This is a genomic window from Bradyrhizobium sp. sBnM-33, assembly GCF_032917945.1.
GTDB lineage: Bacteria > Pseudomonadota > Alphaproteobacteria > Rhizobiales > Xanthobacteraceae > Bradyrhizobium.
The window spans coordinates 8,291,758-8,315,700 of the sequence record NZ_CP136624.1 but is presented as its reverse complement, the minus strand read 5'-3'; the positions used below and the strand labels follow the sequence as shown (position 1 = coordinate 8,315,700).

Below are 23,943 nucleotides of genomic sequence, written 5' to 3'. Positions count from 1 at the left end.
CGAAAGTGGATCCTAAAGTTATGCCGGAACGGACCGGTAGGTGACAGGCGCGCGGACTTGCGGGGACGCGGCGATGCGCCGCTGCTCGCGCGGCAGCAGGACCGAAATGAGGATCACGAATTGCGCGAGCTGAATGTTCTTCGACGAGAAGCTCACTGAACTCGCGGCGATGACGATGATCAGCAGCACGGTGGCCCACACGGCGGCGCTCGAACGGCGCAGCAATTCGACGAAGAAGCAGACCAGTCCGATCGTCAGGACGACGGTATGGATGAGTCCGAACTGGACGATGGCGGAAATCCAGAAGTTCTCGATGCCATAGTTGAGGCCGAGTTGCGACTGCAGCGCATTCACCCGGACCGGATTGGGGCCGAGGATCAGTTCGTGCCAATCGAAGTGCGAGAGCAGGTTGAAGGTGGCAAAGCGCGCCAACGCGCTGCCCTTATCGGAAGAGAAGCGCAGCAGCATCTTGTCGAAAATGCCGAGGTCAAGCGCGGCGAATATGATGGCACCTGCAGCGAACAGAACGCAGATGGCCAGGATGGCCGCGGGAAGCTGCGTTCGCTTTCCGCGCATCAGACGGAGCGCCTCGAAGGCTCCGATCAGCCCGAGGACTCCCAGCACCGTGACCAGCGCCGTTCGGCCGCCGAAGGCCATCAGCGATCCCAGGCAGAATGCGATCAAGGGCAGCCGCAGCAGGATCGGTGGACAAATCGCCGGACGGAGCGCCAGCGCCAACACATAGGCGCCGACGATACCGGATGCCGTGAGCGGGTGACCCAGCAGTGCCGCGGAGCGCCATTCGCCCATCACCACGACGTCGCCGAGCGTCAGCGGGATCAGCCGATGGCCGGAGAAATACTCATAATATCCGAGCACGACATTCAGAAGGATCGTCAGGTGAATGGCCCAGGCCAGCGGGCGCCTTTGCGCCGGCGACAACTGCCACGTCACCATCGCGATCAGGATCGGCAGCAGAAACGTGTCGATGATGACCGTGAACGGGCGTTCGAGCACGATGACTTGGACCAGCAGAAACAGCCAGCAGAGCAGATAGGCCAGCAGCAGCTTCGATTCGGAAAACATCCGGTTGATCTCGCCGACCGGTCCGCGGCTGCGCATCAGCAGCAGGGAGAATGCCAGCAACGTGAAATAGGTTGTCGGGTGCAGCTTTTCGTAAAAATTTCCGCCCGCGGTCAAATAGTGGATCTTCCAATTGGTCAGCACGGACGACGACAGCGTGAATGTCGCCATGACGGCCAGCAGCATCAAGCCGGTCGCGATCCGTTCGATGAACGCGTCGGCGTTCGTGACGCGCCCGCCAACAGGGGAAGCTGCCCGCACCGCCGGTGATGCAGGGTGGCGAGGATGCACCCGTGCGACACCGGCCGATCCGTTCAACGGTCCGCGCGCTCTCACCGGGCCGCTCCGGCATGCAGGCTCGCGGTGCCGTATGGCTTCAGGTAGGCCGAGCTGCGGTAATAGTCATAGAATTGCAGGCGGCTGAGATCGACGCGGGTCAGCACCGTTCCCATGATCCGGTCGCTGACGGGGGACAGCAGGTCCATGGCATGGGACAGCACCTCGCGGGGGGTCTGGTCCCAGGCCAGCGCCAGAATGATGCGATCGGCCAGTTCGGCGAGCGCGCGGCCATCGACCAGAGGCACCAGCGGCGGCGAGTCGATCACGATCAATTCGTAGCGGTGGCGGAAATAATCGAGCACGTCGACGATCCGGTCGGAGAACATCAGCTCCGTGATGTATTCGACCTGCTTGATCCTGGTCGACGGCAACACGGAGAGCCCGGTGCTTTGATCCACCAGGACGGCGTGTTCCGGAGCGACCTGGCCGATCGCGACCTCCAGAAGCCCGGCATCAGCGCGCGGACACAGGGATCGGGTCACTTGCGGATTGCGGAGGTCGCCATCGATGAGCAGCGTTCGAATGCCGAGGGTCGCCAGCGACTGCGCCAGGTTGATGGCAAGCGTGGTTTTGCCCTCGCTGTCGAGTGCCGAAGTGACCTGCACCACCTTCACCGGCTGCGACCGCATTGTCCGTTGCAGCGACAGGCGAACCGCGCGGATGGCCTCCGCGAAGAACGTGCCGGGCTCGTCGATGGCGTAACGCGTCAAAGGCGGCTGCAGCGCCGGCGGCAGCAGTTTCGTGGTCTTGGGGTCGTAGCGATCGAGTTCGCTGCGCCCACGCTTGGCGAGGCGGGCCAGCTCTCGCGTGCCGATCAACGGAACCGCGGCAAGGGCCGGCACGCCCGCAATGGCTTCGGCCTGTTCGAGCGTCTTGATGCGGCCGTCGAGATAGTCGGTGAGAAATGCCAGCACGCTGCCGGCCCCGAGCCCGAGCATCACGGCCAGGCCCAGGATCAGCATCGTCTTGGGCGACGATGGCCTGATCGGAATGCTAGCCTTGGTCACGATCCGGGAATCCGGCATCTCCAGGCTCTCTTGCGCGGTGGTTTCCTTGGAGCGCGCCAGATAGGATTCGTAGAGCGTGCGGCTGGCTTCGGCCTCGCGCTGCAGTTCGCGTAAGCGTACCTGGGCCTGGCCGGAGGAAGTGGACACGCCCTGGAGCTGGTCCAGATTCTGCTGCAGAGACACCTCGCGCGAACGCGCGACGTCATAGTCGTGCTTCGTGCTATCCAGTATCCGCCGGATTTCGTCGTTGATCAGCTTCTGGGTGTCGCGCCGCTGCGCCCGCACATTGGCGACGAGGGGATGACGTGCGCCGTATTTGCTCGACAGATCCGCCTCGTTCTTGGCAATGTCGGCATACTGGGTACGCAGCTTGGTGATCATTTCCGAGGAAATGGCCGCGTTGATGCCGCCGGGATCGCCGCCTGATCTCGCGATGTTCTGGACCTGCTCGTACTTTGCCCGCGCCTCCGCCGTTTGCACGCGCGCGGCGATCAGCTTGTTGTTGAGATCGGTGAGCTGCTGGTCGTTGAGGGTTACGCCCTGCGAGACCATCAGGTTGTTGGCCGAACGAAAGTCCTCGACCGCGTTCTCGGACGCGACAACTCGCGACTTCAACTCGTCGATCTGGCCGTTGAGCCAATTCGCGGCAATCCGCGTGGCGTCGTGTTTGGCGCGGACCTGCTCCTCGAAATAGGCGTCCGCAACTGCGTTGGCGATGGTTGCGGCCTTCTGCGGCGATTCCGAACTGACGGCGATGTCGACGAGGAAGGTGGTGCCCTGCCTTGTTACCTTCATCCGTCTCTGAAGGATCTCGACCGACCGCGCCCTGGCGGCGTTTTCGGGGCTCGCGCCGTTACTCGGCCCGCTGCTGCTGAACAGCCGTCTGATCGGATCAAGGAGGCCGGGTTTGGGCTTGAACTCCGCATCCTCCGTCAGCTTCAGCTTGCCGACGACGCGCACCAGGATCGCAACCGACTGAATCAGGAGCGTCTGGCTCTCGATGGTTGCATCGTCCGTGCCGAAATTCGACAGCACGGACTGGTTGGTCTCGACGACATTGGCGCGACGCGGATCGACCAGCACGGTCGACGTCGCGGTATATAAAGTGGTCGTGAGCATCAGGTACGTCAGCGCCAACCCGAGCAGGGCCGCAACCGGAAGCACTACCAGCTTGTAGCGACGGCGCAGGATGCGGCCCATCTCGCGTAGATCGACGGTCGGATACTGCCAGCTTTCCGCAGGGCGAACCGGAGGCTCGTCGGGAATGACGTAGGGTAGGTCAGAATTGCGCTGTAACATTCATTCCTACCAGGTGTTTGTCGAAGGTGAAGACCGGAATGTCGCTATCGCGCTTGGTGTAGCGGTAGTAGGCGGAAACGGCGCCGAAGCGGTTGATGAGATATTTGACCCGAGTGTCGGACGTCAGCACGTTGTCCTTGCGGATCTGGCCGAAGAACCGGTCGTTCTCGTAGCCGCCCGCCACTGACAAAATGATGTTGCGGCGTAGCTCGTAGTCGACGCCGAGTTGAACCGCATTCGCAAGCACGCCGGTGGCGCTGGTGTCGGTGGTCTGCGTGACGAGCTGTTCGGCATTGAAATGCACGTCGAGCAGGCGCGTGGGCCGCCACGTCAGCCGCGCGCGATAGGAAGGACCTTCGATCATCCCGATCGACGGATCGTCGAAACGTTGCTGAACGTAACCGGCACCGAACTCGCCGGTGACAAGGTTGCTCAGCCCGACGGTGATGCCGGAAAGCGCGCGATAGCCTTGCGAATCCAGGGTGTGGCCCGGCGTTCCCCTGATGTCGCGCTGATTGCCTTCCACGCCGCCGAACCAGCCGAGGGTGGAAGAGATCGCATAATCGATGCGGCCGTGCAGTGAATAGATCTGCCCGTCGCGGGCATCCTGGTTGATGACGTTGCCGTCCTGCGCGCGCGTCGATTGGTAGTCGTAGGAATCGGTGCGGAAGCCGATCGAGGTCGTCAGCCGGTTGAACTCCCTGCGCAGCGTGACGTCGCCGGACATCAGGTTATACGGCGTTGGCGATATGGCGTTGCTGGGCGAGCTGAGCGTGCCGACGCCTTCGTTCAGATGCGCGACCTGAAAGCTGCCGAGCAGCATCGTGTCTTTCGTAATGTCGAGCCAGCCGTTGCCCTTCAGGCTGGCATTGGTCTGGTTCAGGCTCGAATTCTGGTTATAGACGGTCTGCTGCGCATTCAGCTTCAGATCAACGCCATGCCGTCCCCATAATGAGTGCGCGCGAAGGGTGGGCTCGATCACCGCCGCGATGTCGGAACGCTGGGTGGTGTTCGACGCAAAGACGTTGCTGTCGTAAAAAGTGCCGGCAGTCAGCGACGGGTTGAACATCCAGGAGCCGGCGCGAATACCGACGGGTTCATAGCCAGGCTGTTGTCGCTGTTTCACCGGCATGTCCTCAGGCGGTATCTCTTCGCGGTTGTCCGGATCAGCCCTGTCCGGCAGCGACGACGCTTCAAAGATTTTCTGCGCGTTCCAGGGTGAAGCGAACTCTCCGCTGGTCCACGGAATGGCTTGTGCATGCGCTGACGATCCGAGACCGAGCAGGATGGCCGCCGCCGGAGCGGGCAACAGGTTGAAGCGGCATCGGCCGGGCACGCCTATGGAACGTGATCGCTCTCCACTTCCCTCAGACGTATTCAGCGATGCAGACTCGAATCTCATCACCCATCCCTTGCGGGAACGCGAAGGCGGCGAACACTTACCGGGCGAGGCCCATCGCTCAAATAATGATCGTCGACTGCGCATAATAACGGCAGGCCTCATACTCGGTACGCGGGCGCAAGGTTTTTGAGTTGTGAGATTGAAGTGATGCGCACGCTTGCAACGCGCCTTGCCGGAAAAAGTTTTCCTCGCGTCGCAAAATATTTCGCATGTGCAAAATGCGAACTGTGATAACAGCGCAACACGCGCCATCATCCGCTCACGAGCGGCATCACCTCATCTGCAATTCCGAAGCGCTAGAAGTAGCGCTCCGGAATCCGAATGTTGTCGCCGGGATAGACCGGAACGGGAGCATCGAGAGGGTAGGTCTCTTCCACACCGGCGCCTGCGCGGCGGAGAAAGACCTTGTTTTCGTTGGCGCGGTAGGTGAATCCGCCGGCGCTCGCGACCGCGTCCATCACCGTCAATCCATTGCGGTAGGGATACTCGCCGCTCTTCTTCACTTCGCCGAGAATGTAATACGGGCGATACTGCGCGATCTCGACGTTGACGCGCGGATCGCGCACGATTCCCTTTGCAAGCGCGGATGCGATCGATTTTTCAAGCTGCCGCGTCGTGGCGCCTGCAGCCTTGATGTGACCGGCGAGCGGAATCGAAACCTGACCGCCATTGTCGATTTCATACTCGCCGGTGATGTCAGGTTCGCCGTAGACCTTCAGCCTGATTCGGTCGTTCGGGCCGAGAACGTAACGTTCCGCGGACGATGCGGGCGGTGGCGTCTGTGCTGAAGCACGAATTGAAAATCCGGCACTGATGCCGGCGATTACAAGGACGAAGAGAAGAGAGGGAAGCGTTGGGCCGGCGCTGGACGACCGTTGCTGCATAGCTGCATCTCCATGAATGCACGTAACAGCCGCGGATCATATGGAAGTAAAAACGGCGAAAGAATGTGATGACGAAGTTCCATGTGCCCAATGTGCGCGCACGCGTTAACGAAACGTTGCATGCGAGTCACAGCAAGAGAATCGCCCGAGTCACAGAAAGAGAATCGTCGACTCTTCAATCGCAACGCAGGTCAACGTTCCCGTCCGCCACGCAGCAGTATCGATGTTGATTCGGTTGTGCCTGATATCCGGATGCGGCACCGGCGTATGGCCGTGCACGATGAATTGTTCGTGATCCCGCGTAGAATCCAGGAACGCATCGCGAATCCAAATCAGATCGTTGGGATCCTGATGCTCGATCGGGACATCCGGACGAATGCCGGCGTGCACGAACAGGAAATCGCCGCAACTGAATTGATTGCGTAAACACTGCATGAACAGTTGGTGAGTGCGCGGAAACGCTTCGAGAAAGCGGCGATGCAGATCGTTTGCCGTCTCGGTTCCATCCTGCAGCTCGACTCCATATGATGCAAGCGTCTGCATGCCGCCCAATTGCAGCCAGTATTGCAGGATGGCCGGATCCTGCAGGAATCCTTCCATCACCGCTTCGTGGTTGCCGCGCAGACACACCGCGTGATGGGCAACGAGTCGGACTGTGAGCAGATCGATCACGGTCCTGGAGTGTGGCCCGCGATCAATATAATCGCCGAGATAGACTTCGACCGTGTGCGCGATCGGTCTCCGCCTTATGTCCTCGTCGATACGTGCAATGATCTCGCTCAGCAGATCGGCACAGCCGTGGATGTCGCCGACCGCATAGATGCGTGTATCGGCAGGCGTTGAAGCGTTAACGGCGCGTAAAAGTCCCGCAGACGTTCGGTGCATGGTGTGCGATGTCGATCATGGAACCGCGCGGCGGTCAATCCATGACACCATGTGCCGAGATGCAGCCACAAGTAATAGATTAGAAGAAGAGCAGGCAGATCAGCAGCACGATCGCAATCCACGCAATCGCGTTCGCGATGAGGATGCGGTTCCTCAGTTTGCGGTCGGGCGACAATGTGCCGTGCGGCACCAGCGCACGGCTCTCCAGACGTTCGGCCATCATGAGCGCCTCCCTGGAAGCGTTCCGCAAAGTGGACGGCTCGCGAATCGCTGCCGTCTCTGTTTTCCCGAAGCTGCGACCATCGTGCTCACAGCCGTTCGTCAGGCTGCGGCCAATCGCTTTAGCTTCGATGAACAATCTCGTTCAAATCAACGACGTGACGGCCATTTGTTGCCCGCGCAGTGACGCTGCACTGTTCGATTGGACGTCGAGAATCGAATAACGGATTTTGTTCCGCGCTTTTCGAATGTGCATAGCAGTGTCGAACGACGCGCAGCCCATTAACCAGGCAAATCGAGTCTAAGCGTCTCCGAACAAATCGGAATATCGCGTCGCACAAATCTCGTTAACGATTCAGTTCCGTCGTGATCCGACATCGCTTTCGCAGTCGCGCCAAATTTCGCTCAAGATTCTGGAAAGTGTTAGCGACCGCGAAGTGCGGACGTTCGCTGCTGCGAAATCGTTACGCTCGTGTCGAGCAACCGAGCTGCTCGACTCAGATAGTCCGGTTCCCCCAGAGAGGAGAGTCATGACCTCCATCGTGACAGCCAGCTTCGATCGGAACAGCGTTGCGCCGATTCGAAGAGAGCGAACTGAGATCTCAGTCCGTCCTGTCGAATTTGCCGGCGGTGGTACGCATGGCGCGTATCGAGCCCGCCGGCGGTCGCGCCGAAGGGCGCGAACTGAGCCGTCCTCGTCGATCGCAAAGCGCATCTTTGATGTCACGGCGGCCAGCGGCGCGTTGCTGTTCTTCGCGCCTCTCCTTATCGTTATCGCAGTTGCGATAAAGCTGACATCGCCAGGCCCGGTGCTGTTCTTTCAGTACCGGTATGGCTACCGAAATCGCCGCTTCAAGATCTACAAATTCCGCACCATGCGCGCGGATGCGGGCGATGTGCGCGGCGTAAGGCAGACGGTGCAGGGTGACGCGCGCGTGACGCCGGTGGGGCGAATTCTGCGCAAGACCAGCCTCGACGAAATTCCGCAACTGATCAACGTGATCAAGGGCGACATGTCGCTGGTCGGGCCGCGGCCGCACGTGCCGGGGATGCTGGCAGCGGATCTGCCCTACGAACACCTCGTGCCTTATTATTTTCAGCGGCATACGGCGCGGCCGGGCATTACCGGGCTCGCGCAGGTCAGCGGGTGCAGGGGAAGCACGGCCGAATTCGGTCCCGCGGTTTCGCGGATCGATTACGATCTCGATTACATCGAGAGATGGTCGCTGCGCATGGACATCATGATCATCATCCGCACGATCCGCAAAGAATTCCTGTCGGGAAGCGGATTCTGACCGATCTCAAAGTCGCAACATCGAAGGACCATGCAATGCCGATGATCGAGCCGCGCGGCCGTATCGTACCCGTTCTCCTGTCCGGCGGCGCCGGCTCGCGGCTGTGGCCGCTTTCGCGCGAAACCTATCCCAAGCAACTGCTCTCGCTGCTCGGCGAGAACACCCTGCTGCAGCAAACGGCGCTGCGGGTCGACGATCGGTCGCTGTTTACCGATCCGATGGTGATCGCAAATGCCGAGCATCGTTTTGCGATCGGCGAGCAGTTGCGCGCGGTCGGCGTCGATCGCCCGACCATCGTGCTCGAGCCGTTCGGACGAAACACCGCTCCTGCGGTTGCGGTTGCAGCGTTGCTTGCCAGCGAGGCCGATCCCGACGCCGTGATTCTGGCAATGCCGGTCGACCACTGGGTGCACGACCACGCTGCGTTCCGCGCCGCCATATCGACGGGCATCACGGCCGCGCGTTACGGCCGATTCGTCCTGTTCGGCGTGCGGCCTTCCTCGGCCGCGACCGGCTTTGGCTATATCCGGATGGGCGACGAGCTGGAAGCCGCTTCTCCCATTCGTAACGTCGCCAGCTTCGTCGAGAAGCCGGATCTGGTGACGGTCGAGCGCCTCTTGGCCTGCGACGAACACGTCTGGAACAGCGGGATATTTCTGCTGCCGGCGCGCCGGTTCATCGACGAACTGGCGCTTCGCGCGCCGGAGGTCCTGGCCGCCTGTCGCAAGGCGTTAACGGGCGCCAGCCGCGATCTCGATTTTCTTCGTCTCGAGGAAGGCGCGTTCGAAGCATGTCCATCGATTTCGATGGACTACGCGATCATGGAGAAGACCGATAACGCCGTGGTCGTTCCCGCCACGTTCGACTGGAGCGATGTCGGAAGCTGGTCGGCCCTGTGGTCGATGGCGGAGAAGGATTCGTCCGGCAATGTCGTGATCGGCGATGCGGTAGTGCAGGACGCTTCGGGTTGCTACGTGCGGGGCGACGGGCAACTGGTCGCGGCGCTCGGAGTCGAAGATCTCGTCATCGCCACGTCGCCGGACGTCGTGCTGGTGACCAGCCGGAAGCGCGACCAGGATGTCGGAAAACTGGTCGAGCGCCTGAAGGCAAACGGCCATCGCTCGGCAACCCAGACCCACAGCGTCCATCGTCCCTGGGGTTATTATCAGTCGATCCACGCCGGGGAGCGGTTTCAGGTCAAGCGCATCACCGTCAATCCCGGCGCCAAGTTGTCGTTGCAGAAACATTATCATCGCGCCGAACATTGGGTCGTGGTGAACGGCACCGCGATCGTCACGCGCGACGACGAGGAAATCCTGTTGCGCGAGAACGAGTCGATTTTCGTACCGCTGGGATGCATGCATCGGCTGGAGAATCCCGGCAAGGTTCCCCTCAACCTGATCGAGGTCCAGTCGGGCAGCTATCTCGGGGAGGACGACATCGTACGCGTGCAAGATATCTATGACCGCGTTTGAGGTGTGGTGGGGTGGGAGGCAGCATCCTCATCGAGGACGACGCACGCCGCAACGAGGCGTTCGCGCGCGACACCAAGGGAGGCAGCGATGAACACAAAGCAACACGTCAAGGAGCTGGTGAAGGATGCGTTTCCTTCGATATGGCTGCAATGGCACTTCATGAAGCGCCCCAAATCGGCGGAGCGGGAACTGTCCTATCTCGACAAGGTCATTCCCGACGACGCCGTGACGGTGGACGTCGGCGCAAACTGCGGCCTCTACACGCGGCGGCTGGCGCGCCTTTCCCGGCAGGTTCATGCCTTCGAGCCCTCGCAGCAGATGGCGAGGTTGTTGCGCCGAACCTCGGCGCGCAATGTGAGCGTCCACGAGATCGCGCTGTCGGATCATGACGGCGATGCCGAGTTGTTCATCCCGCAAGGCGAAGACGGTTTGGTGTACGGCCTTGCCTCGCTCGAGGCGCGAGCCGATTCACCGGCGAGGGTCGTTTCAGCCCATGTGCCGATCGCGCGGCTCGACGCTGTCATCGACCAGGATGTGGCGTTCGTGAAAATCGATGTCGAAGGCCACGAATTAAATGTGCTGAACGGCGCCGTCGAACTACTGGACCGCTGCCAGCCGGTATTCCTGGTCGAGGCGGAGGACCGCCATCGCGCCGAGGCGACGCGCTTGGTGTTCGAATTCTTCCGGAATAAATCCTATCGGGGGTTCTTCCTGAAGGATAACGAGGTGATCGGAGTGGAACAGTTCGATTCCCGCAGGCTTCAGGATGCCGACGCGCTGCGGCCGGACGGCGGGCGCAAGGATGGACAGTTCTACGTCAACAACTTCTTTTTCTTTCCCCGTCATCTCGACGGCGAATCGATATTGAGCAGCTAGCTCGTCGTTTCACCGCCTTTCCGCCGGCGCGGCCTTTGGGCCGCGCGGCTTCTCAGACAGGAACCGTAATGCATATAGCGATGATTGGCGCCGGCTATGTCGGGCTGGTGTCAGGGGCGTGCTTTTCCGATTTTGGCCATCAGGTCGTCTGTATCGACAGCAATGCGGAGAAAGTTGCGAGCCTCAACAACGGAGAGATGCCGATCCATGAGCCCGGACTGGCCGAACTGGTGGCGCGAAATGTTGGCCAAGGCCGCCTTTCATTTTCGAGCGACCTGAAATCTGCAGTCGGAGATGCGGAAGTGGTGTTCATCGCGGTCGGCACGCCGTCGCGCCGCGGCGACGGCCATGCCGATCTTTCCTATGTCTACGCGGCGGCGCGCGAGATCGCGGGTGTGCTGCCCGAGCACGCGGTGGTGGTCACCAAATCGACGGTTCCGGTCGGGACCGGCGACGAGGTCGAGCGCATCATCCGCGAAGAGAATCCCGACGCCGAAGTTGCCGTCGTTTCCAATCCCGAATTCCTCCGCGAAGGGGCGGCGATCCGCGACTTCAAGCATCCCGACCGGATCGTGATCGGAACGGATGATGCGCGCGCCCGCAGCGTGATGGCTGAGGTGTACCGGCCGCTTCACCTCAACGCCTCGCCGATCCTCTATACCGACCGCCGCACCGCGGAGCTGACGAAATACGCCGCAAACTCCTTTCTCGCCACCAAGATCGCCTTTATCAACGAGATCGCGGATCTTGCCGAGAAGGTCGGCGCCAATGTGCAGGAGGTCGCGCGCGGAATCGGGCTCGACAACCGGATCGGGCAGAAATTCCTGCATGCGGGGCCGGGCTTCGGCGGCTCCTGTTTTCCAAAGGACGCGATGGCGCTGATCAAGACCGGTCAGGACAATGAAGCGCCGGTGCGCATCGTGGAAACGGTGGTCGCGGTCAACGACCAGCGCAAGCGGGCGATGGCGCGCAAGGTGGCGAATGCGTTCGGCGGCAACATCCGGGGTAAATCCATTGCGGTGCTCGGTGTAACGTTTAAGCCGGATACCGACGATATGCGCGATGCGCCGTCGATTCCGCTGATCACGGCACTGCAGGACATGGGGGCCGAGGTGCGAATTTTCGATCCCGTCGGCATGGAGCAGGCGAAGAAGGTGTTCGAGAACGTCACCTTTTGCGACAATGCATACCGATGCGCCAAGGGATGCCACGCGCTCGTCATCGTCACGGAATGGGAGCAGTTCCGGGCACTCGATCTCAAGGAAATGTCCACCATCATGGCCTGTCCTGTGATCGTCGATCTGCGCAACATCTACTCTCCGGAGGAGGTGGAGCGGAACGGCTTTCTGTACTGCGGCGTGGGGCGGCCGAAATCGGTGGCGTACTGACAAGCATGAGCCGTCATGACATCGGCTGGTGGAGGGTGCACGCATGATGCCGGATCAGGCAATTCTGGTAACCGGAGCCGCGGGCTTCATCGGATTCCACGTGGCGCAGCGGTTGCTGCAGTCGGGCCATCGCGTAGTCGGGCTCGACAACCTTAATTCATATTACGATCCGCAACTGAAGGCGGCCCGGCTCGCGATCCTGCGCAACGAACCGCGTTTTCAGTTTGAAGAGCTGGACGTGGCGGATCGCGTCGCGATACCGGCGCTGTTTGCGCGCCATCGATTTCCCGTCGTCATCCATCTGGCTGCGCAAGCAGGCGTGCGGTATTCGCTGCAGGATCCGCATGCCTATGTCGACGCTAATCTGGTCGGCTTCACTAATGTTCTGGAGGGATGCCGGCACTACGGCTGCCGCCATTTGTTGTTCGCATCCTCGTCGTCTGTGTACGGGGCCAACAGGAAGTTGCCCTTCTCGGTGCATGACAATGTGGATCATCCGATCAGTCTTTATGCCGCAAGCAAGAAGGCCAACGAACTGATGGCCCACTCGTACAGCCATCTTTACGGAATCCCGTGCACCGGCTTGCGGTTCTTCACGGTGTACGGCCCATGGTATCGGCCCGACATGGCGCTGTTCGTGTTTGCGGACGCGATCGTTCGCGGCAATCCAGTCAAGTTGTTCAACGCTGGGCGGATGCTTCGCGACTTCACCTATATCGACGACGTGACCGAAGCGCTGGTCCGCCTGATCGATCGCCCGCCGCAGGTCGGGCAGCCCGGGCCTGGGCTGGACGGAATTCAGGACCCGGGATCGAGCATCGCGCCTTGGCGCATCTACAATGTTGGCAACAACAAGCCGCAGGAATTGATGCTCGTGCTCGACATCCTCGAGCGTGAGTTGGGGCGCAAGGCTAACAAGGAATTGCTGCCAATGCAGCCGGGCGACGTGCCGACCACCTATGCCGATGTCGATGACCTCGTGCGCGACGTTGGCTTTCGCCCGGCAACCCCGATCGAGGACGGCATCCAGAGGTTCGCAGCCTGGTATCGCAGCTATCACGAAACAAGCCAAGCGATGGCCGCATCCTAGAACCGAACCGGCACGCTTGCGCGAAAATCCCGCGGCGTGATGCCATGCTTGTTCCTGAACGCGCGCGCGGCATGGGCGGCATCGGCGAAGCCGCACTGATGGGCAAGGCTGGCGATCGAAACGGTTGCCAGCGAAGGCTGCCGCAGCAGGTCTTTGAACAGCTCGGCACGCAGATGCAGGACATGTCGTTCGAACGTGGTCTCGCGGTCGGCGAAGATGCGATGGAAGGTTCGCTCCGAGATGCCGAATTCGGCGGCGAGCGCCGGCACTGGTCGGACAGCGGCGATATTGGCTCTGAGATAGGTGTCAATCAGGCGGAACAGGTTGGGACGGGTGAGTTGATGGCTGGCGCCTGCGGCGAGACGCAGCAGGGCCGACAAACAGGCGACGATATCGGGTTCGTCTTGTCGTGCCGGTGCGTCGGATAAGGAAATCGCGTCGCGGACCATCGCGGCAATCGAACGCGCAACCGTCCCGGATAGCGGCACCGGCCTGGCGCATAATCGCTCCGCGCTGGGAATGGACCGCAACAGCGATGCGGCGGGGACGGTTGCGATCAGCAGTTCTGCGCGCTGTTCGGGACCGAACAGCCGATCCTCGAATGGGCGCCGTGCATCGTAGAGCACGCCATATCCGGGATCGATCGTGCCTTCGTTGCCGGCCTGCACCATCGAGCTTCGCCCGCGCCGCTGGAAGTCGAACATGAATTCGTCCGAGCCGGCCCGGCTCACCAGCCTGGCATCGCGGGTGTAGCATTGCGGGCTGCTGTCGAAGCGGACGAGCTTGGCATCGCCGATCTCGACGAACTCGAAGTGGCCGCTGATGACGACGGAGCCGAGCGGCTTGGTCTCGATATTGGCGAAAGACCGGCAGATCGCCTCGGTCCAGAAGGCCTGACGCTCCGTCGGACGGATCGGGTCGGTGGAGACGCTGATCGGCATCGCGTGACGACATCCGGTTGATGAACCCCCAGCGTCGCGCAGGATTGGTGGCTCTGGCAAGGCCCGAACCAGGGCCGGACGTGGCAGGTTCATTCAAGACGCGCCGTCTCGGACCGCCGTAACCTGCGGCCCGTCCATGGAAGTTCGGTCCGATATGATACCTACAAGCACAGATGCCGATCATCCGCTCGACCCGCTCAGCGAGGCCGAAGTCGCACTGGCGTCCGAAATATTGAAGAAAGAAAAGAGACTCGGTCCGCATGCGCGATTTACCCATGTGCAACTCGAAGAGCCCGCCAAGTCCGACGTCCTCGGATGGACGCCAGGGGCCGGACTGCCACGCCGGGCCGCCGCCACCCTGTTCGACTGCAAGACCGGCGCGACCCATGTCGCCACCGTGGACCTTGAATCAAAGTCCGTGACAGCGTGGCGCGAGTATTCGACCAAGGCCCATCCTTACGGCCAGCCGCCGATCACGATCGAGGAGGTGTTCAAGGTGGGCGACATCGTCAAGGCCGACGCGGACTGGCGGCGCGCGATGAAGCGGCGCGGCCTCGATGACAAGGATATCGAGCTGGTTCAGGTCGATCCGTTCTCGGCCGGCTATTTCGACCGCGAGGTGGAGAAGGGCCGCAGGCTGGTCAGCGCGGTGTCCTATTGGCGCAAGAATATCAAGGACAACGGCTATGCGCACCCGATCGAGGGCGTAGTCGCGCTGGTCGACCTGATCGAGAACAGGATCGTCCATCTGGTCGACGAGCCTGACGTTATCCCGATCCCGAAAAAGTCGCGCAACTATGACCGGGCGTCGATTCCGCAAACGCGCAAGGACGTCAAACCGCTCGACGTCGTGCAGAAGGAAGGCCCGAGCTTTACGGTCGAGGGCTGGAAAGTCGCTTGGCAGAACTGGTCGTTCCGCGTTGGCTGGACCGCGCGCGAGGGCCTTGTGCTGCACCAGATATCGTTCCGCAACGGTGCGCTCGAACGGCCGATCATCTACCGTGCCAGCGTCACCGACATGATCGTGCCCTATGCCGATCCGACCGCGAACCACTTCTGGAAATGCGCTTTCGATGCCGGCGAGTATGGGCTGGGCAAGCTCGCCAACGCGCTCGAACTCGGCTGCGACTGCCTCGGCCATATCCATTATTTCGACGTGCCGGTCGCCGACGATTACGGCAAGCCCGGCATCATGAAGAACGCGATCTGCCTGCACGAAGAGGATTACGGGATCCTCTGGAAGCATTACGAATTCCGCAACGAGACGTTTGAGGTGCGGCGGTCGCGCCGCCTCGCCATCTCCTTCTTCACCACTGTTGGAAACTACGACTACGGCTTCTTCTGGTATTTTTATCAGGACGGCACCATCCAGCTCGAAGTTAAACTGACCGGCATTATCCAGACCGCGGCGATCGCCGCAGGCAAGGACTACCCGTGGGGCGGCATGGTTGCCGAGAATCTCGGCGGCCCAACCCATCAGCACTTCTTCAATGCCCGCCTGCACATGATGCTCGACGGCGAAGGCAACACCGTCACCGAACACGAATTCCGCCCGCGGCCGTGGGGCACGGACAACCCATACGGCAACGTCTTCGATGTCACAGCCCGAACGCTCTCGCGCGAGCGCGATGCGGCCCGAGAAGCCGACGGGCGGACCGGGCGCTACTGGAAGATCAGCAACCCCAACCGAAAGAATAGCGTCGGCGGTCCGACGGCGTATAAGCTGATCGTGCACAGTGCGCCCGCGATGCTGGCGCAGGAGGGCTGCTACATGACCTCGCGCGGCGGCTTTGCGACCAAGCACGTCTGGGTGACGCGCTATGCGCCCGACGAGCGCTACGCGAGCGGCGAGTTTCCGAACCAGCATGCCGGCGGCGATGGTCTGCCGAAATATATCGCCCAGAACCGAGGAATCGAGAACCAGGATATCGTGGTCTGGCACAGTTTTGGGGCGACACATGTCTGCAGACCCGAGGATTTTCCGGTGATGCCGGTCGAATATGTCGGCTTCACCCTGAAGCCGAACGGCTTCTTTGCCGAGAACCCGGCGATGGACCTGCCGCCCGACCGCAACGCTGCGAGCCGGGACAACCGCGACAAGAGTTCATGCTGCGGCTGACGATCGGCGGATTGCTTTTTCTTTCATCAAGCAAGGAGACTGATCATGAATCGCAGGAAGCTCCTCACGGCAGCCGGCGTCGCTGTCACCTCCACCGCCGTCGCCGCGCCCGCCATCGCTCAATCAATGCCCGTCTTGCGCTGGCGTCTCGCCACCTCAGGTCTGCGAGGCCACCTACGACAATTGTTTGATCAGGCGGATTCGCACCGGACGGACGCCTGACCGCTCGGTATCTTCGGGGGAGTGAATTGGACATTCGTACCGGGCGGCCGGTCACGCTGGCGTCAAACGGCATGGTGACGTCGCCGCACTCGCTGGCGTCCGCGGCCGGCCTCGACGTGCTTCGCGCCGGCGGCTCCGCCATCGATGCCGCGATTGCGACGAGTGCCGTGCTCGCGGTCGTCTATCCGCACATGACCGGGCTCGGCGGCGACGCGTTCTGGCTCATTCACGACGGCGCCAGCGGCGAAATCCGCTACCTCAATGGCGGCGGCAAGGCGGCTGCCGCTGCAACGCTTTTGTCGATCGAGCAGCGAGGGTTGAAGGAAATCCCGCTGCGGGGAATCGTGCCGGCGACGCTGACCGTGCCCGGTGCGGTGGCGAGCTGGATCGAGGTTCACAACGTCCATGGGCGATTGCCACTGCAGCGCGTGCTCGATAGCGCCATAGGCTATGCCCGCGACGGCTTTCCGGTCACCGGCCGCCTCGCAAGCTTCATCGAGATGATGCGCGACGATCTGCTTGGGGATCGCGAAGCCGCCGCGCTGTTCTTTCCGCAAGGCACGGCCGCACAGCCAGGCGCGAAGCTCACCAATGCATACCTTTCCCGCACGCTTCAGTCGATCGCGGACGATGGATGGTCCGGCTTCTATCAAGGGGAAGTCGCTGCTGAAATCGCCCGCTTCTCGGACGAAAACGGCGGCCTGTTTCGATTGGCCGATTTCGGCCAGCAAAAGGCGGTCTGGGGCGAGCCGCTGGTTGGCCGCTACCGCGACGTCACCGTCTTCAACACGCCGCCGCCGACGCAAGGCTTTACCGTGCTCGAAATGCTCAACCTCATCGAGCCGCACGAACTGCACCGAAAGGATTTCCTCGGGCCCGATCATGTCCATCTCCTGGTACAGGCCAAGCAGATTGCCTATCATGACCGCGATCAGATGCTCGCCGATCCCTCGTTTGCCGAGGTGCCGGTCGAGCGGCTGATATCGAAGGAATACGCGGACCTGCGCGGCCGGCTGATCGACCGGAGGTCGGCATTGAAGTGGGACAGGGTCCCGTCCTTCGGCAGCCTCGCCGGCGATACGGTCTATATCGCCGCCATCGATCGTCACGGCAATGCGGCATCGCTGATCCAGAGCCTGTATGGTGCATTTGGCTCTTGCGTGGTTGCGGGAAACACCGGCGTGATCCTGCAAAATCGCGGCGCGTACTTCTCGCTGGATCGCAACCATCCCAATCGCCTCGAGCCCGGCAAGATCCCGCTGCATACGCTGATCGCCTCGATGGCCAAACGCCACGGCAAGCTCTGGAGCGTGCTCGGCTGCATGGGCGCAGATGGCCAGCCGCAAATCCAGCTCCAGCTCTATGCGGCCATGATCGATTTCGGTCTCGACATTCAGGAGGCGATCGAGACGCCGCGATTCCTGTCCGGTCGCTTCGCACTCGGCGAGGCACGCGACACGCTGCATATGGAGGGACGGTTCCCTGCCGAAACGATCGATGCGCTCGCACAACGCGGCCACACCATCAACCGCTGGGACGCCTGGAACGAAATGGCCGGCCATGCGCATGGCATCACGATTGACCGGCGGAACGGCATGCTGAGCGGCGGTTCCGACCCGCGCAGCGATGGCGCGGCGATCGGTTACTAATTGTTGATCCGCGTCTCGCATTGGCCGGCCCTCCCATTTTGCGTTACGACTCCTTCCGACAGGAGTGATGCCGATGCCGCTATGGACCTGCGAACAATGTGGTGCCCAGTTTCCTGATAGCCACCAGCCGCCACAGGCGTGCCCGGTGTGCGAGGACGAGCGGCAATATGTGAACTGGAACGGACAGGCGTGGCTCACGCGCGAGGAATTGGCACAGCGCCACAAGCTTGTCTGGCGTGACGATCTCGGCATTCCCGGCATCGGGCTCAAGCCGAGTTTTGCGATCGGACAGCGCGCGCTGCTCGTGCGGGAGGCGGATGGTTGCGTGATGTGGGATTGCGTGCCGTTAGCCACGCCCGAGGCGATTGACTACGTCCGCTCGCTCGGCGGCCTGAAGGCGATTGCCGTTTCGCACCCGCATTACTACGGCGCGGTCGCCGACTGGAGCGATGCGTTCGGCGGCGTGCCGGTCTACCTGCATGGGGACGACAGCACTTTCGTCACGCGGCCGCATCCGGCCATCGTGCCGTGGACCGGCGACAGCCACCGGATCTCGGACGATATCCTGCTGGTGCGAACCGGCGGACATTTTGCCGGCGCCACGGTGATGCATTGGCGCGCGGGTGCGCAAGGGCAGGGCGCATTGCTCACCGGGGACGTGGCGATGGTCGCGATGGACCGCCGCTCGCTCAGCTTCATGTATAGCTATCCGAATTACATCCCGCTCAATGCCGCAGCGGTCCGCCGGATCGCGCGCGCGGTCGAACCGCTGGCCTTCGACCGCATCTACGGCGCATGGTGGGGCCGTAACATCAGCGAGAACGCAAAGGCGGCGTTCGAAATGTCAGTCCAGCGGTATATCGCAGCGATCAGCTAGCGGTTACCCGCGCCAACTGCAGATACGCCGCGGGGCATCGGCGCTGCGCGTTGCGCCGGCTGCAACGGGATCGATCCTGTTTTGGGCTCGCTGAGCCAGCCGGTGAGGCGCGACATCAGGCCTGCCTGTTCGGCCGTCCTCGGCTCCTGCACGAAGGGATCGGTGTAGCATCGAGCGCCGCCGGCCTTTGCAATCCGCGCCACGGCATCGGTCATCGCCGGCGCGCCCGCGGTATAGACCACGTCATCAGGCGTGAGTTTTGGCAAATGATCGGTCGGCCGGCCGCTGCGAACAGCATGCGAGATGTTTTGCGGCTCCGACACCATCGGAATCAGCGTGACGTTGGGAAACAGCGCCAGCCGGCACAGCGCTGCGTGCATGTAGAGCGAGCGGATGCTCCGTGCCGCCACCACGAAGACCATATCGCGCTGCGGCTGCTCCATAATCGCGGCGACCGCGACCGACCACATCGGGGCGAAACCGGTGCCGCTGGCGACGAGAACGATGCGCCCGGCATGGCCTTGCCTGAAAAAGGCGCGGCCGTACGGTCCGGTCAGCTTGACGCGGTGCCCGGGGCGAATGTCGTGGCCGAGCGCCGAGGATACCAGACCATCCGCGACCTTTCGGATGTGAAAGTGCAGGATGCGATCGTGGGGACGGCCTTCCAGCGGATAGGTCGGGCTGTAGGATCTTGCCGGGAATCCCTGAAATTGCAACTTGCAGTACTGGCCCGGAAGATAATTCAGCGGCTTCGGCAGCTCGATGTCGACACCCACCACGTCAGGTGCGAGCTGAACGGTCTGCGCCACTTCGGCCGACAGCGCCACCGGCTCGGGAGCCGGCTCGATCGCAATTTCGAGATCGGAAACGATTCTGGCCTGGCAGGCATGGATCATGTCGTCGCCCCGGCTATGGCCGCCGAATACCTGGCCATCGACGAGCCGCACGCGGCAGGCGCCGCAAATTCCGGAACGGCAATCATGCGGAAGATCGACCCCGTTCATCAACGCCCAATCGAGCAGAAGCTCGCCGCGATTGGCCAAAAACGGCTCGTTGTTGATCGTGACTTTGCAAATCCTTGACATTTATTCCACCTCGATACGGATAGGACGGACGTGCCGCGTATGTCTGATCTGGCTGTGATCGAAAGCGGCGACCCGCATGAAGATGCCGGTCTTGATCGGCACGTCGAACTGGCTTGTGGTGTCGAGCCGACGCTTCACCTCGAGCGCCCAATGGCCGGAAGCCCAGCGGGCTGCGCATCTGATATCTGCGCGGTCACCTGAAAATTCGCCGCCCAGGATGACGCCCGGGATCACCGTCCCCGTTGGGATGCGGGCGTCGAGGTTGGTCGAATACGGCACGGAATCCTGCTCGGTCATGAACCATCGCGCGCCGTCGCTTTCGCCGTGATTGGGATCGAGGTCGATATCTCCCATCGCGTTCGTCGTGTCGGCGACGACTTTGGGCAGGCGCAGCGGAGCGATTAGCCGGCTGCGGCGCGGACCGCCTGACGTGTCCGCCTCGACGGTGAAATTGTCCCGGTAGTTTGCCGTGCCCGGGTCGGGCGCGAAGCCGCCCTTGTACGGAACGACGTTTGCCGTCTGCATCGGCGTCGGATCCAGCGGCGGCCCGAAATGGGTATCGTCCATCCATCCGGTCGCGCCGCTCGTGGCCTTCCACTGCCAGACATCGGCATAGCCGGATGCCGTGTAATGCAGTCCGCGGCCGCTCATGGTGGCCGGCGCGCCGGCGACCGGCTGCGGCCCGGGATGAAAGGTTCGCCCGCCCGCCAGCGTGACGTCCGACGTGGTCAGCAGCACCGAAAACTTGTCTTCGTTGTACCGATGCTCGTCGCCGGCCTGAAAGCCGGAATGAAGCAGGTGCCATCCATCGGCCTGCTTGACGAGCGGCAGGTGTTTTAGCGAGCGCGTGGAATCTTCCCAGGTGAAGAGGAAATACGCATAGGTGCCGTCATGCACCGCGCGAATGCCGATTCTGGTTTCGCCCTTGCCGTCAAAATTTCCGCCTTCTCCGGTCAATAGCGAGAACGGCTTGACCCCGCGCCAGGCCCGATCGGACGTGTCGCCGTCGAGGACCGGCGCGTCGGCGGGATTGATGCGGCGGATCTGCACACCATCCACCGCCAGACGATCGGTCGCCACGAGGAGCGAAGCGCCGGTGATCGCAGCGGCGGCTGCCACAAGGAACGGATTGGCCTGCAGGGTCGCGTTTCGCGATCTCGAAGGCCCGGGATGGGATCCCGGCGTCTGATCCGGCTCACGCGTTCGATCGCGGCGCGCCTCTGCGCGAGGCTGCAGTGGGTGCGCTGAAACCTCGGGCGGCGCTTTCGGGTCTTCGGATTCCGGCAGGCGTGCCGATTGCTTGGCGAGCATGCCCAAAAGCTCGACGGCATCGAGCCGTGGCGGCGGCGCCGGCAGCGGGGCGGGACGAAAGATGCGCAGCAGCTGCGAGACGCCGCCGCTCTTGTACTGGGTAAGGACATGAAGGACGACAAAGGCGAGAATCACCCAGGTCCCCACCCAATGCAGCATCGCCACGTCGTACCCGGAGTAGAAGCCGAAATAGAGCGCGCCGCCGCTGACCAGCAAACCGAACATCGTAACGAAGAAAATCCAGTACATCAGGGCGATCACGGCGCTCAACCTGGCCTGTCCGCGGCCGAACAATCCGCGCAGGCGAACCTTGTCGAGCTGGACGCGGCGCCCGAGGCCGGAGCGGAGCATGTAGACGACGTAGCCGATCGCCACCGCGACCAGGACGACGGCCGCCTGCATGTGGGCGACCCATACGCTGTCGCGCGGCAGCACGGCATCGAACCAGTTGATCCAGGTCCGGTCGGGCGTCTCAGTCGCAATACGCAAACCGGTGACCAGCGCAACGGCGAAGGCTGCCACGAACGTCCAGTGTAGAATGATGGTCCCATAGTCCGTCTTACGCTGCCTCACACATATGCCCCGCTACTTCACTTCCCGAACAGCAACCGATGGCAATGATTCCCGCCAACCGCCGATGTCGCTGCCGTACTAGTGATGGTCCTCAAAGCCGTCGGTGAGGCCATCGTCCAAGGTCGTTCTTTGCGGGCACTGGCCGGTGAAGAGCTCTTTTGCGCCCGCCGCGTGCGCCGGATCGGCGAACGCGTTTCTTGCTTTTGATGTATCGGCCTCCAGCGTCCCCGACGTGTCGAGGGCGCCGGAGGTCGCGCCGCGCGCCGCTATCCCCACATGTGATGCAAATGGTGTGTCAATTCGGGCATGTCCGAATGTGCTTGGTCCGCGCCTCCGATGGCGACGTCGGCAGTCGCAACCATCACCGGCCCGTCGCTGATGGTGGGGGCTGCGACTTGTTGCTCGTCGGAGGCAGCCGCCGTGGCCAACGCCGCCGGCGTCCCCAGCACCTCGGCGACCGTCAAGCCGTCCGGATTGTAAGTGCCGCCGGTAACAGGGATGTTGTTGCCACCGACATCGGCCGCATTGCCGTGCATCTGGTCCGCGGCAGCGACGACCAGCGTCGCGTTGCCAGTCTGCAATCCCTTGATCATCGCGGCAATCTCGGCGCCGAGGATGCCGCCCTGGTCCGCGTCGAAATCGGTGACGCTCTTCTCGAATGCCCTGAGATCGCCGATCAGCGCGGCGATCGCCTCCGTGTCCTGGCTGCCCACGAGGTCGACGGCTTGCTTTCCAAGCGAATTGGACTGCGCAATGAAATTGGCCACGAACGCCGTCTGCACATCATTGTCGGGATGTTTCGGCTCCGGACCAGTGGCATCCGGAAGCGGCGAAAAGCCGCTGATGCCGTCTTGCGTTGTCATATCAGCCAGATTGGCATCGCTCTGGATGATGTCGATAATGTCGAGGATGTTGTCCACGCTGGCCTGTGCCGCCGTGGGGCTTATAGCGGGGTCGTTGATATAGACGAGCTCGAGTTGGAGTTGCTGCACGATCTCATCGGCATGGACGCCGGTCAGCCCGTCGAACAGTTCGGGGTTGGCGGTCATCAGCGCCTGCATGTCCGATATCACAGCATTGATGTCATCGGTGATCTGCGCCCGGTTATCGTCATTGACCCCGCCGAGGATCTGACTGGCCACGTCGTCGAAGATCGCGCCGATCTCCGCGAGATTGTGAGGCGCGGTGGCCGTGGTGCCGGCGGGCAGCGGCGCGGCCGGCGCCGGATTAGCCAGCACGGGATCGGTACTGACGGCGTTGATGACGCTGAGTTGGCTGGCGCGAAGCGTTTGTTCTGCGCCGGCGGCGTTGCCGAACGAGCCTGCCGAGATCGCCGAGGCGTTGGCCGCCGAAATGGCGCTGGTGATGTCGGACAGGATCGCCTGAACGTGGCCGAGCGCGGCGCCAGAAAACTGGCCTGTAGTGAGTTCGGCCAGCAGATTGTTCTGCACCGCGGTGAGATCGTTGGTGTGGTGTACAATGCTGCCGGCTGCCTGGCCGCCATTGCCGATTGCGCTTTGCTGCGGGGCATCCACCGGCGCCCGAGCCATGCCGTTGAAAGTTGAGCCGAGGTCGGAGAAATTCGAACCGACAGGCCGTGACGTCGCTTGGCTGGCCGGCGGTGTTTCATCCGGCGGTGTCGTGGACTGCAAAGCCGGAGCGACTGGCGGGCTGGCGGCTTCATCGATCGGAAGATCGAGATCAGCGTCGGGCTGATCCCCGTGAGCCAAGCGAGCCATTGTTCGTCCCCTGTTGTCCAATCGAATCCGTGATGCATAGGCGCGGCCATCCGCCAGGGGCGGGACGTCGTGCACAGTGAAGGATCATTTAGCTTCGTGGCGTCTTTCGGCCGACACAGCGACCAATGAGCGCCGAAGCAAGGTGATAGACGGACGAATCCGTGACGCGCGCCGCGCCGAAAAGC

The 23,943-nt window shown here is 62.2% G+C and carries 18 protein-coding genes; 8 read left to right on the top strand and 10 right to left on the bottom strand.

All coding sequences use genetic code 11. The annotated features are described in order from the left end of the window. Positions 1-18: 18 nt before the first annotated feature. The 6 genes from RX328_RS39015 to RX328_RS38990 form a co-directional block, all read right to left on the bottom strand. Positions 19-1,419, bottom strand: coding sequence for a VpsF family polysaccharide biosynthesis protein (locus tag RX328_RS39015; protein ID WP_312017941.1), 1,401 nt, complete (start codon positions 1,417-1,419; stop codon positions 19-21). Further along, positions 1,416-3,728 carry an AAA family ATPase gene (locus RX328_RS39010; protein WP_213246930.1) on the bottom strand — a complete coding sequence of 771 codons (2,313 nt, stop codon included), beginning with the start codon at positions 3,726-3,728 and terminating at the stop codon, positions 1,416-1,418. Before RX328_RS39010 ends, RX328_RS39015 begins: the two co-directional genes overlap by 4 nt. Continuing rightward, positions 3,709-5,382, bottom strand: a complete 1,674-nt coding sequence (locus tag RX328_RS39005) for an outer membrane beta-barrel protein (RefSeq protein ID WP_249726042.1) — start codon at positions 5,380-5,382, stop codon at positions 3,709-3,711. Before RX328_RS39005 ends, RX328_RS39010 begins: the two co-directional genes overlap by 20 nt. 44 nt (positions 5,383-5,426) lie before the next feature. Further along, positions 5,427-6,014, bottom strand: coding sequence for a polysaccharide biosynthesis/export family protein (locus RX328_RS39000; protein WP_213246933.1), 588 nt, complete (start codon positions 6,012-6,014; stop codon positions 5,427-5,429). A gap of 150 nt (positions 6,015-6,164) precedes the next feature. Next, positions 6,165-6,899, bottom strand: a complete 735-nt coding sequence (locus tag RX328_RS38995) for a metallophosphoesterase family protein (protein WP_213246935.1) — start codon at positions 6,897-6,899, stop codon at positions 6,165-6,167. 79 nt (positions 6,900-6,978) lie between these two features. After that, positions 6,979-7,257 (bottom strand): hypothetical protein, encoded by a 279-nt coding sequence (locus tag RX328_RS38990; protein WP_213246937.1) that lies wholly within the window; start codon positions 7,255-7,257, stop codon positions 6,979-6,981. 391 nt (positions 7,258-7,648) lie between these two features. Between RX328_RS38990 and RX328_RS38985 the strand changes: the two genes are divergently transcribed. The 5 genes from RX328_RS38985 to RX328_RS38965 all read left to right on the top strand — a co-directional run bounded on the left by RX328_RS38985 (position 7,649) and on the right by RX328_RS38965 (position 13,242). After that, the gene (locus RX328_RS38985; RefSeq protein WP_213246939.1) at positions 7,649-8,413 is read left to right on the top strand and encodes a sugar transferase; all 765 of its coding nucleotides are present in this window, start codon (positions 7,649-7,651) and stop codon (positions 8,411-8,413) included. A 41-nt stretch (positions 8,414-8,454) separates the two neighbouring features. Continuing rightward, entirely contained in the window at positions 8,455-9,888 is a 1,434-nt protein-coding gene (locus RX328_RS38980) for a mannose-1-phosphate guanylyltransferase/mannose-6-phosphate isomerase (protein WP_213247116.1), read from the top strand. 87 nt (positions 9,889-9,975) lie between these two features. Then, positions 9,976-10,764, top strand: coding sequence for an FkbM family methyltransferase (locus RX328_RS38975; RefSeq protein WP_213246941.1), 789 nt, complete (start codon positions 9,976-9,978; stop codon positions 10,762-10,764). Between the two features lie 68 nt (positions 10,765-10,832). Continuing rightward, positions 10,833-12,152, top strand: coding sequence for a UDP-glucose dehydrogenase family protein (locus RX328_RS38970; protein ID WP_213246943.1), 1,320 nt, complete (start codon positions 10,833-10,835; stop codon positions 12,150-12,152). 46 nt (positions 12,153-12,198) lie between these two features. Continuing rightward, a complete protein-coding gene (locus RX328_RS38965; protein ID WP_213247118.1) occupies positions 12,199-13,242 on the top strand; it encodes an NAD-dependent epimerase in 1,044 nt (347 codons plus the stop codon). Here RX328_RS38965 and RX328_RS38960 read toward each other — a convergent pair. Beyond that, positions 13,239-14,183 carry an AraC family transcriptional regulator gene (locus RX328_RS38960; protein WP_213246945.1) on the bottom strand — a complete coding sequence of 315 codons (945 nt, stop codon included), beginning with the start codon at positions 14,181-14,183 and terminating at the stop codon, positions 13,239-13,241. The genes RX328_RS38965 and RX328_RS38960 overlap by 4 nt on opposite strands. A gap of 154 nt (positions 14,184-14,337) precedes the next feature. Here RX328_RS38960 and RX328_RS38955 point away from each other — a divergent pair, with 154 nt between their 5' ends. From RX328_RS38955 to RX328_RS38940, 3 genes are all read left to right on the top strand, one after another. Then, positions 14,338-16,302, top strand: coding sequence for a primary-amine oxidase (locus RX328_RS38955; RefSeq protein ID WP_249726043.1), 1,965 nt, complete (start codon positions 14,338-14,340; stop codon positions 16,300-16,302). 248 nt (positions 16,303-16,550) lie between these two features. Then, positions 16,551-18,173, top strand: coding sequence for a gamma-glutamyltransferase (ggt, locus tag RX328_RS38945; protein ID WP_213246949.1), 1,623 nt, complete (start codon positions 16,551-16,553; stop codon positions 18,171-18,173). A 73-nt stretch (positions 18,174-18,246) separates the two neighbouring features. Next, positions 18,247-19,050, top strand: a complete 804-nt coding sequence (locus tag RX328_RS38940; RefSeq protein WP_213246951.1) for an MBL fold metallo-hydrolase — start codon at positions 18,247-18,249, stop codon at positions 19,048-19,050. Here the strand turns inward: RX328_RS38940 and RX328_RS38935 are convergent. From RX328_RS38935 to RX328_RS38925, 3 genes are all read right to left on the bottom strand, one after another. Then, positions 19,047-20,135 carry a 2Fe-2S iron-sulfur cluster-binding protein gene (locus RX328_RS38935; RefSeq protein WP_213246953.1) on the bottom strand — a complete coding sequence of 363 codons (1,089 nt, stop codon included), beginning with the start codon at positions 20,133-20,135 and terminating at the stop codon, positions 19,047-19,049. The genes RX328_RS38940 and RX328_RS38935 overlap by 4 nt on opposite strands. Then, positions 20,136-22,019: an ethylbenzene dehydrogenase-related protein gene (locus tag RX328_RS38930; protein WP_213246955.1), complete on the bottom strand. Its 1,884-nt coding sequence runs from the start codon at positions 22,017-22,019 to the stop codon at positions 20,136-20,138. A gap of 266 nt (positions 22,020-22,285) precedes the next feature. Then, complete coding sequence (locus RX328_RS38925; RefSeq protein ID WP_213246957.1) at positions 22,286-23,758, bottom strand: hypothetical protein; 1,473 nt, start codon at positions 23,756-23,758, stop codon at positions 22,286-22,288. Positions 23,759-23,943: the final 185 nt, after the last annotated feature.

Excerpts from the sequence above, each read along its gene's own strand:
- RX328_RS38995 (WP_213246935.1), bottom strand. The coding sequence starts at position 6,899 with ATGCACCGAACGTCTGCGGGACTTTTACGCGCCGTTAACGCTTCAACG.
- RX328_RS38980 (WP_213247116.1), top strand. The coding sequence starts at position 8,455 with ATGATCGAGCCGCGCGGCCGTATCGTACCCGTTCTCCTGTCCGGCGGC.
- RX328_RS38965 (WP_213247118.1), top strand. The coding sequence starts at position 12,199 with ATGCCGGATCAGGCAATTCTGGTAACCGGAGCCGCGGGCTTCATCGGA.
- RX328_RS38935 (WP_213246953.1), bottom strand. The coding sequence starts at position 20,135 with ATGTCAAGGATTTGCAAAGTCACGATCAACAACGAGCCGTTTTTGGCC.
- RX328_RS39000 (WP_213246933.1), bottom strand. The coding sequence starts at position 6,014 with ATGCAGCAACGGTCGTCCAGCGCCGGCCCAACGCTTCCCTCTCTTCTC.
- RX328_RS38970 (WP_213246943.1), top strand. The coding sequence starts at position 10,833 with ATGCATATAGCGATGATTGGCGCCGGCTATGTCGGGCTGGTGTCAGGG.
- RX328_RS38985 (WP_213246939.1), top strand. The coding sequence starts at position 7,649 with ATGACCTCCATCGTGACAGCCAGCTTCGATCGGAACAGCGTTGCGCCG.
- RX328_RS39005 (WP_249726042.1), bottom strand. The coding sequence starts at position 5,382 with ATGGCGCGTGTTGCGCTGTTATCACAGTTCGCATTTTGCACATGCGAA.
- RX328_RS38955 (WP_249726043.1), top strand. The coding sequence starts at position 14,338 with ATGATACCTACAAGCACAGATGCCGATCATCCGCTCGACCCGCTCAGC.
- RX328_RS38940 (WP_213246951.1), top strand. The coding sequence starts at position 18,247 with ATGCCGCTATGGACCTGCGAACAATGTGGTGCCCAGTTTCCTGATAGC.
- RX328_RS38975 (WP_213246941.1), top strand. The coding sequence starts at position 9,976 with ATGAACACAAAGCAACACGTCAAGGAGCTGGTGAAGGATGCGTTTCCT.
- RX328_RS39010 (WP_213246930.1), bottom strand. The coding sequence starts at position 3,728 with ATGTTACAGCGCAATTCTGACCTACCCTACGTCATTCCCGACGAGCCT.
- RX328_RS38960 (WP_213246945.1), bottom strand. The coding sequence starts at position 14,183 with ATGCCGATCAGCGTCTCCACCGACCCGATCCGTCCGACGGAGCGTCAG.
- RX328_RS38925 (WP_213246957.1), bottom strand. The coding sequence starts at position 23,758 with ATGGCTCGCTTGGCTCACGGGGATCAGCCCGACGCTGATCTCGATCTT.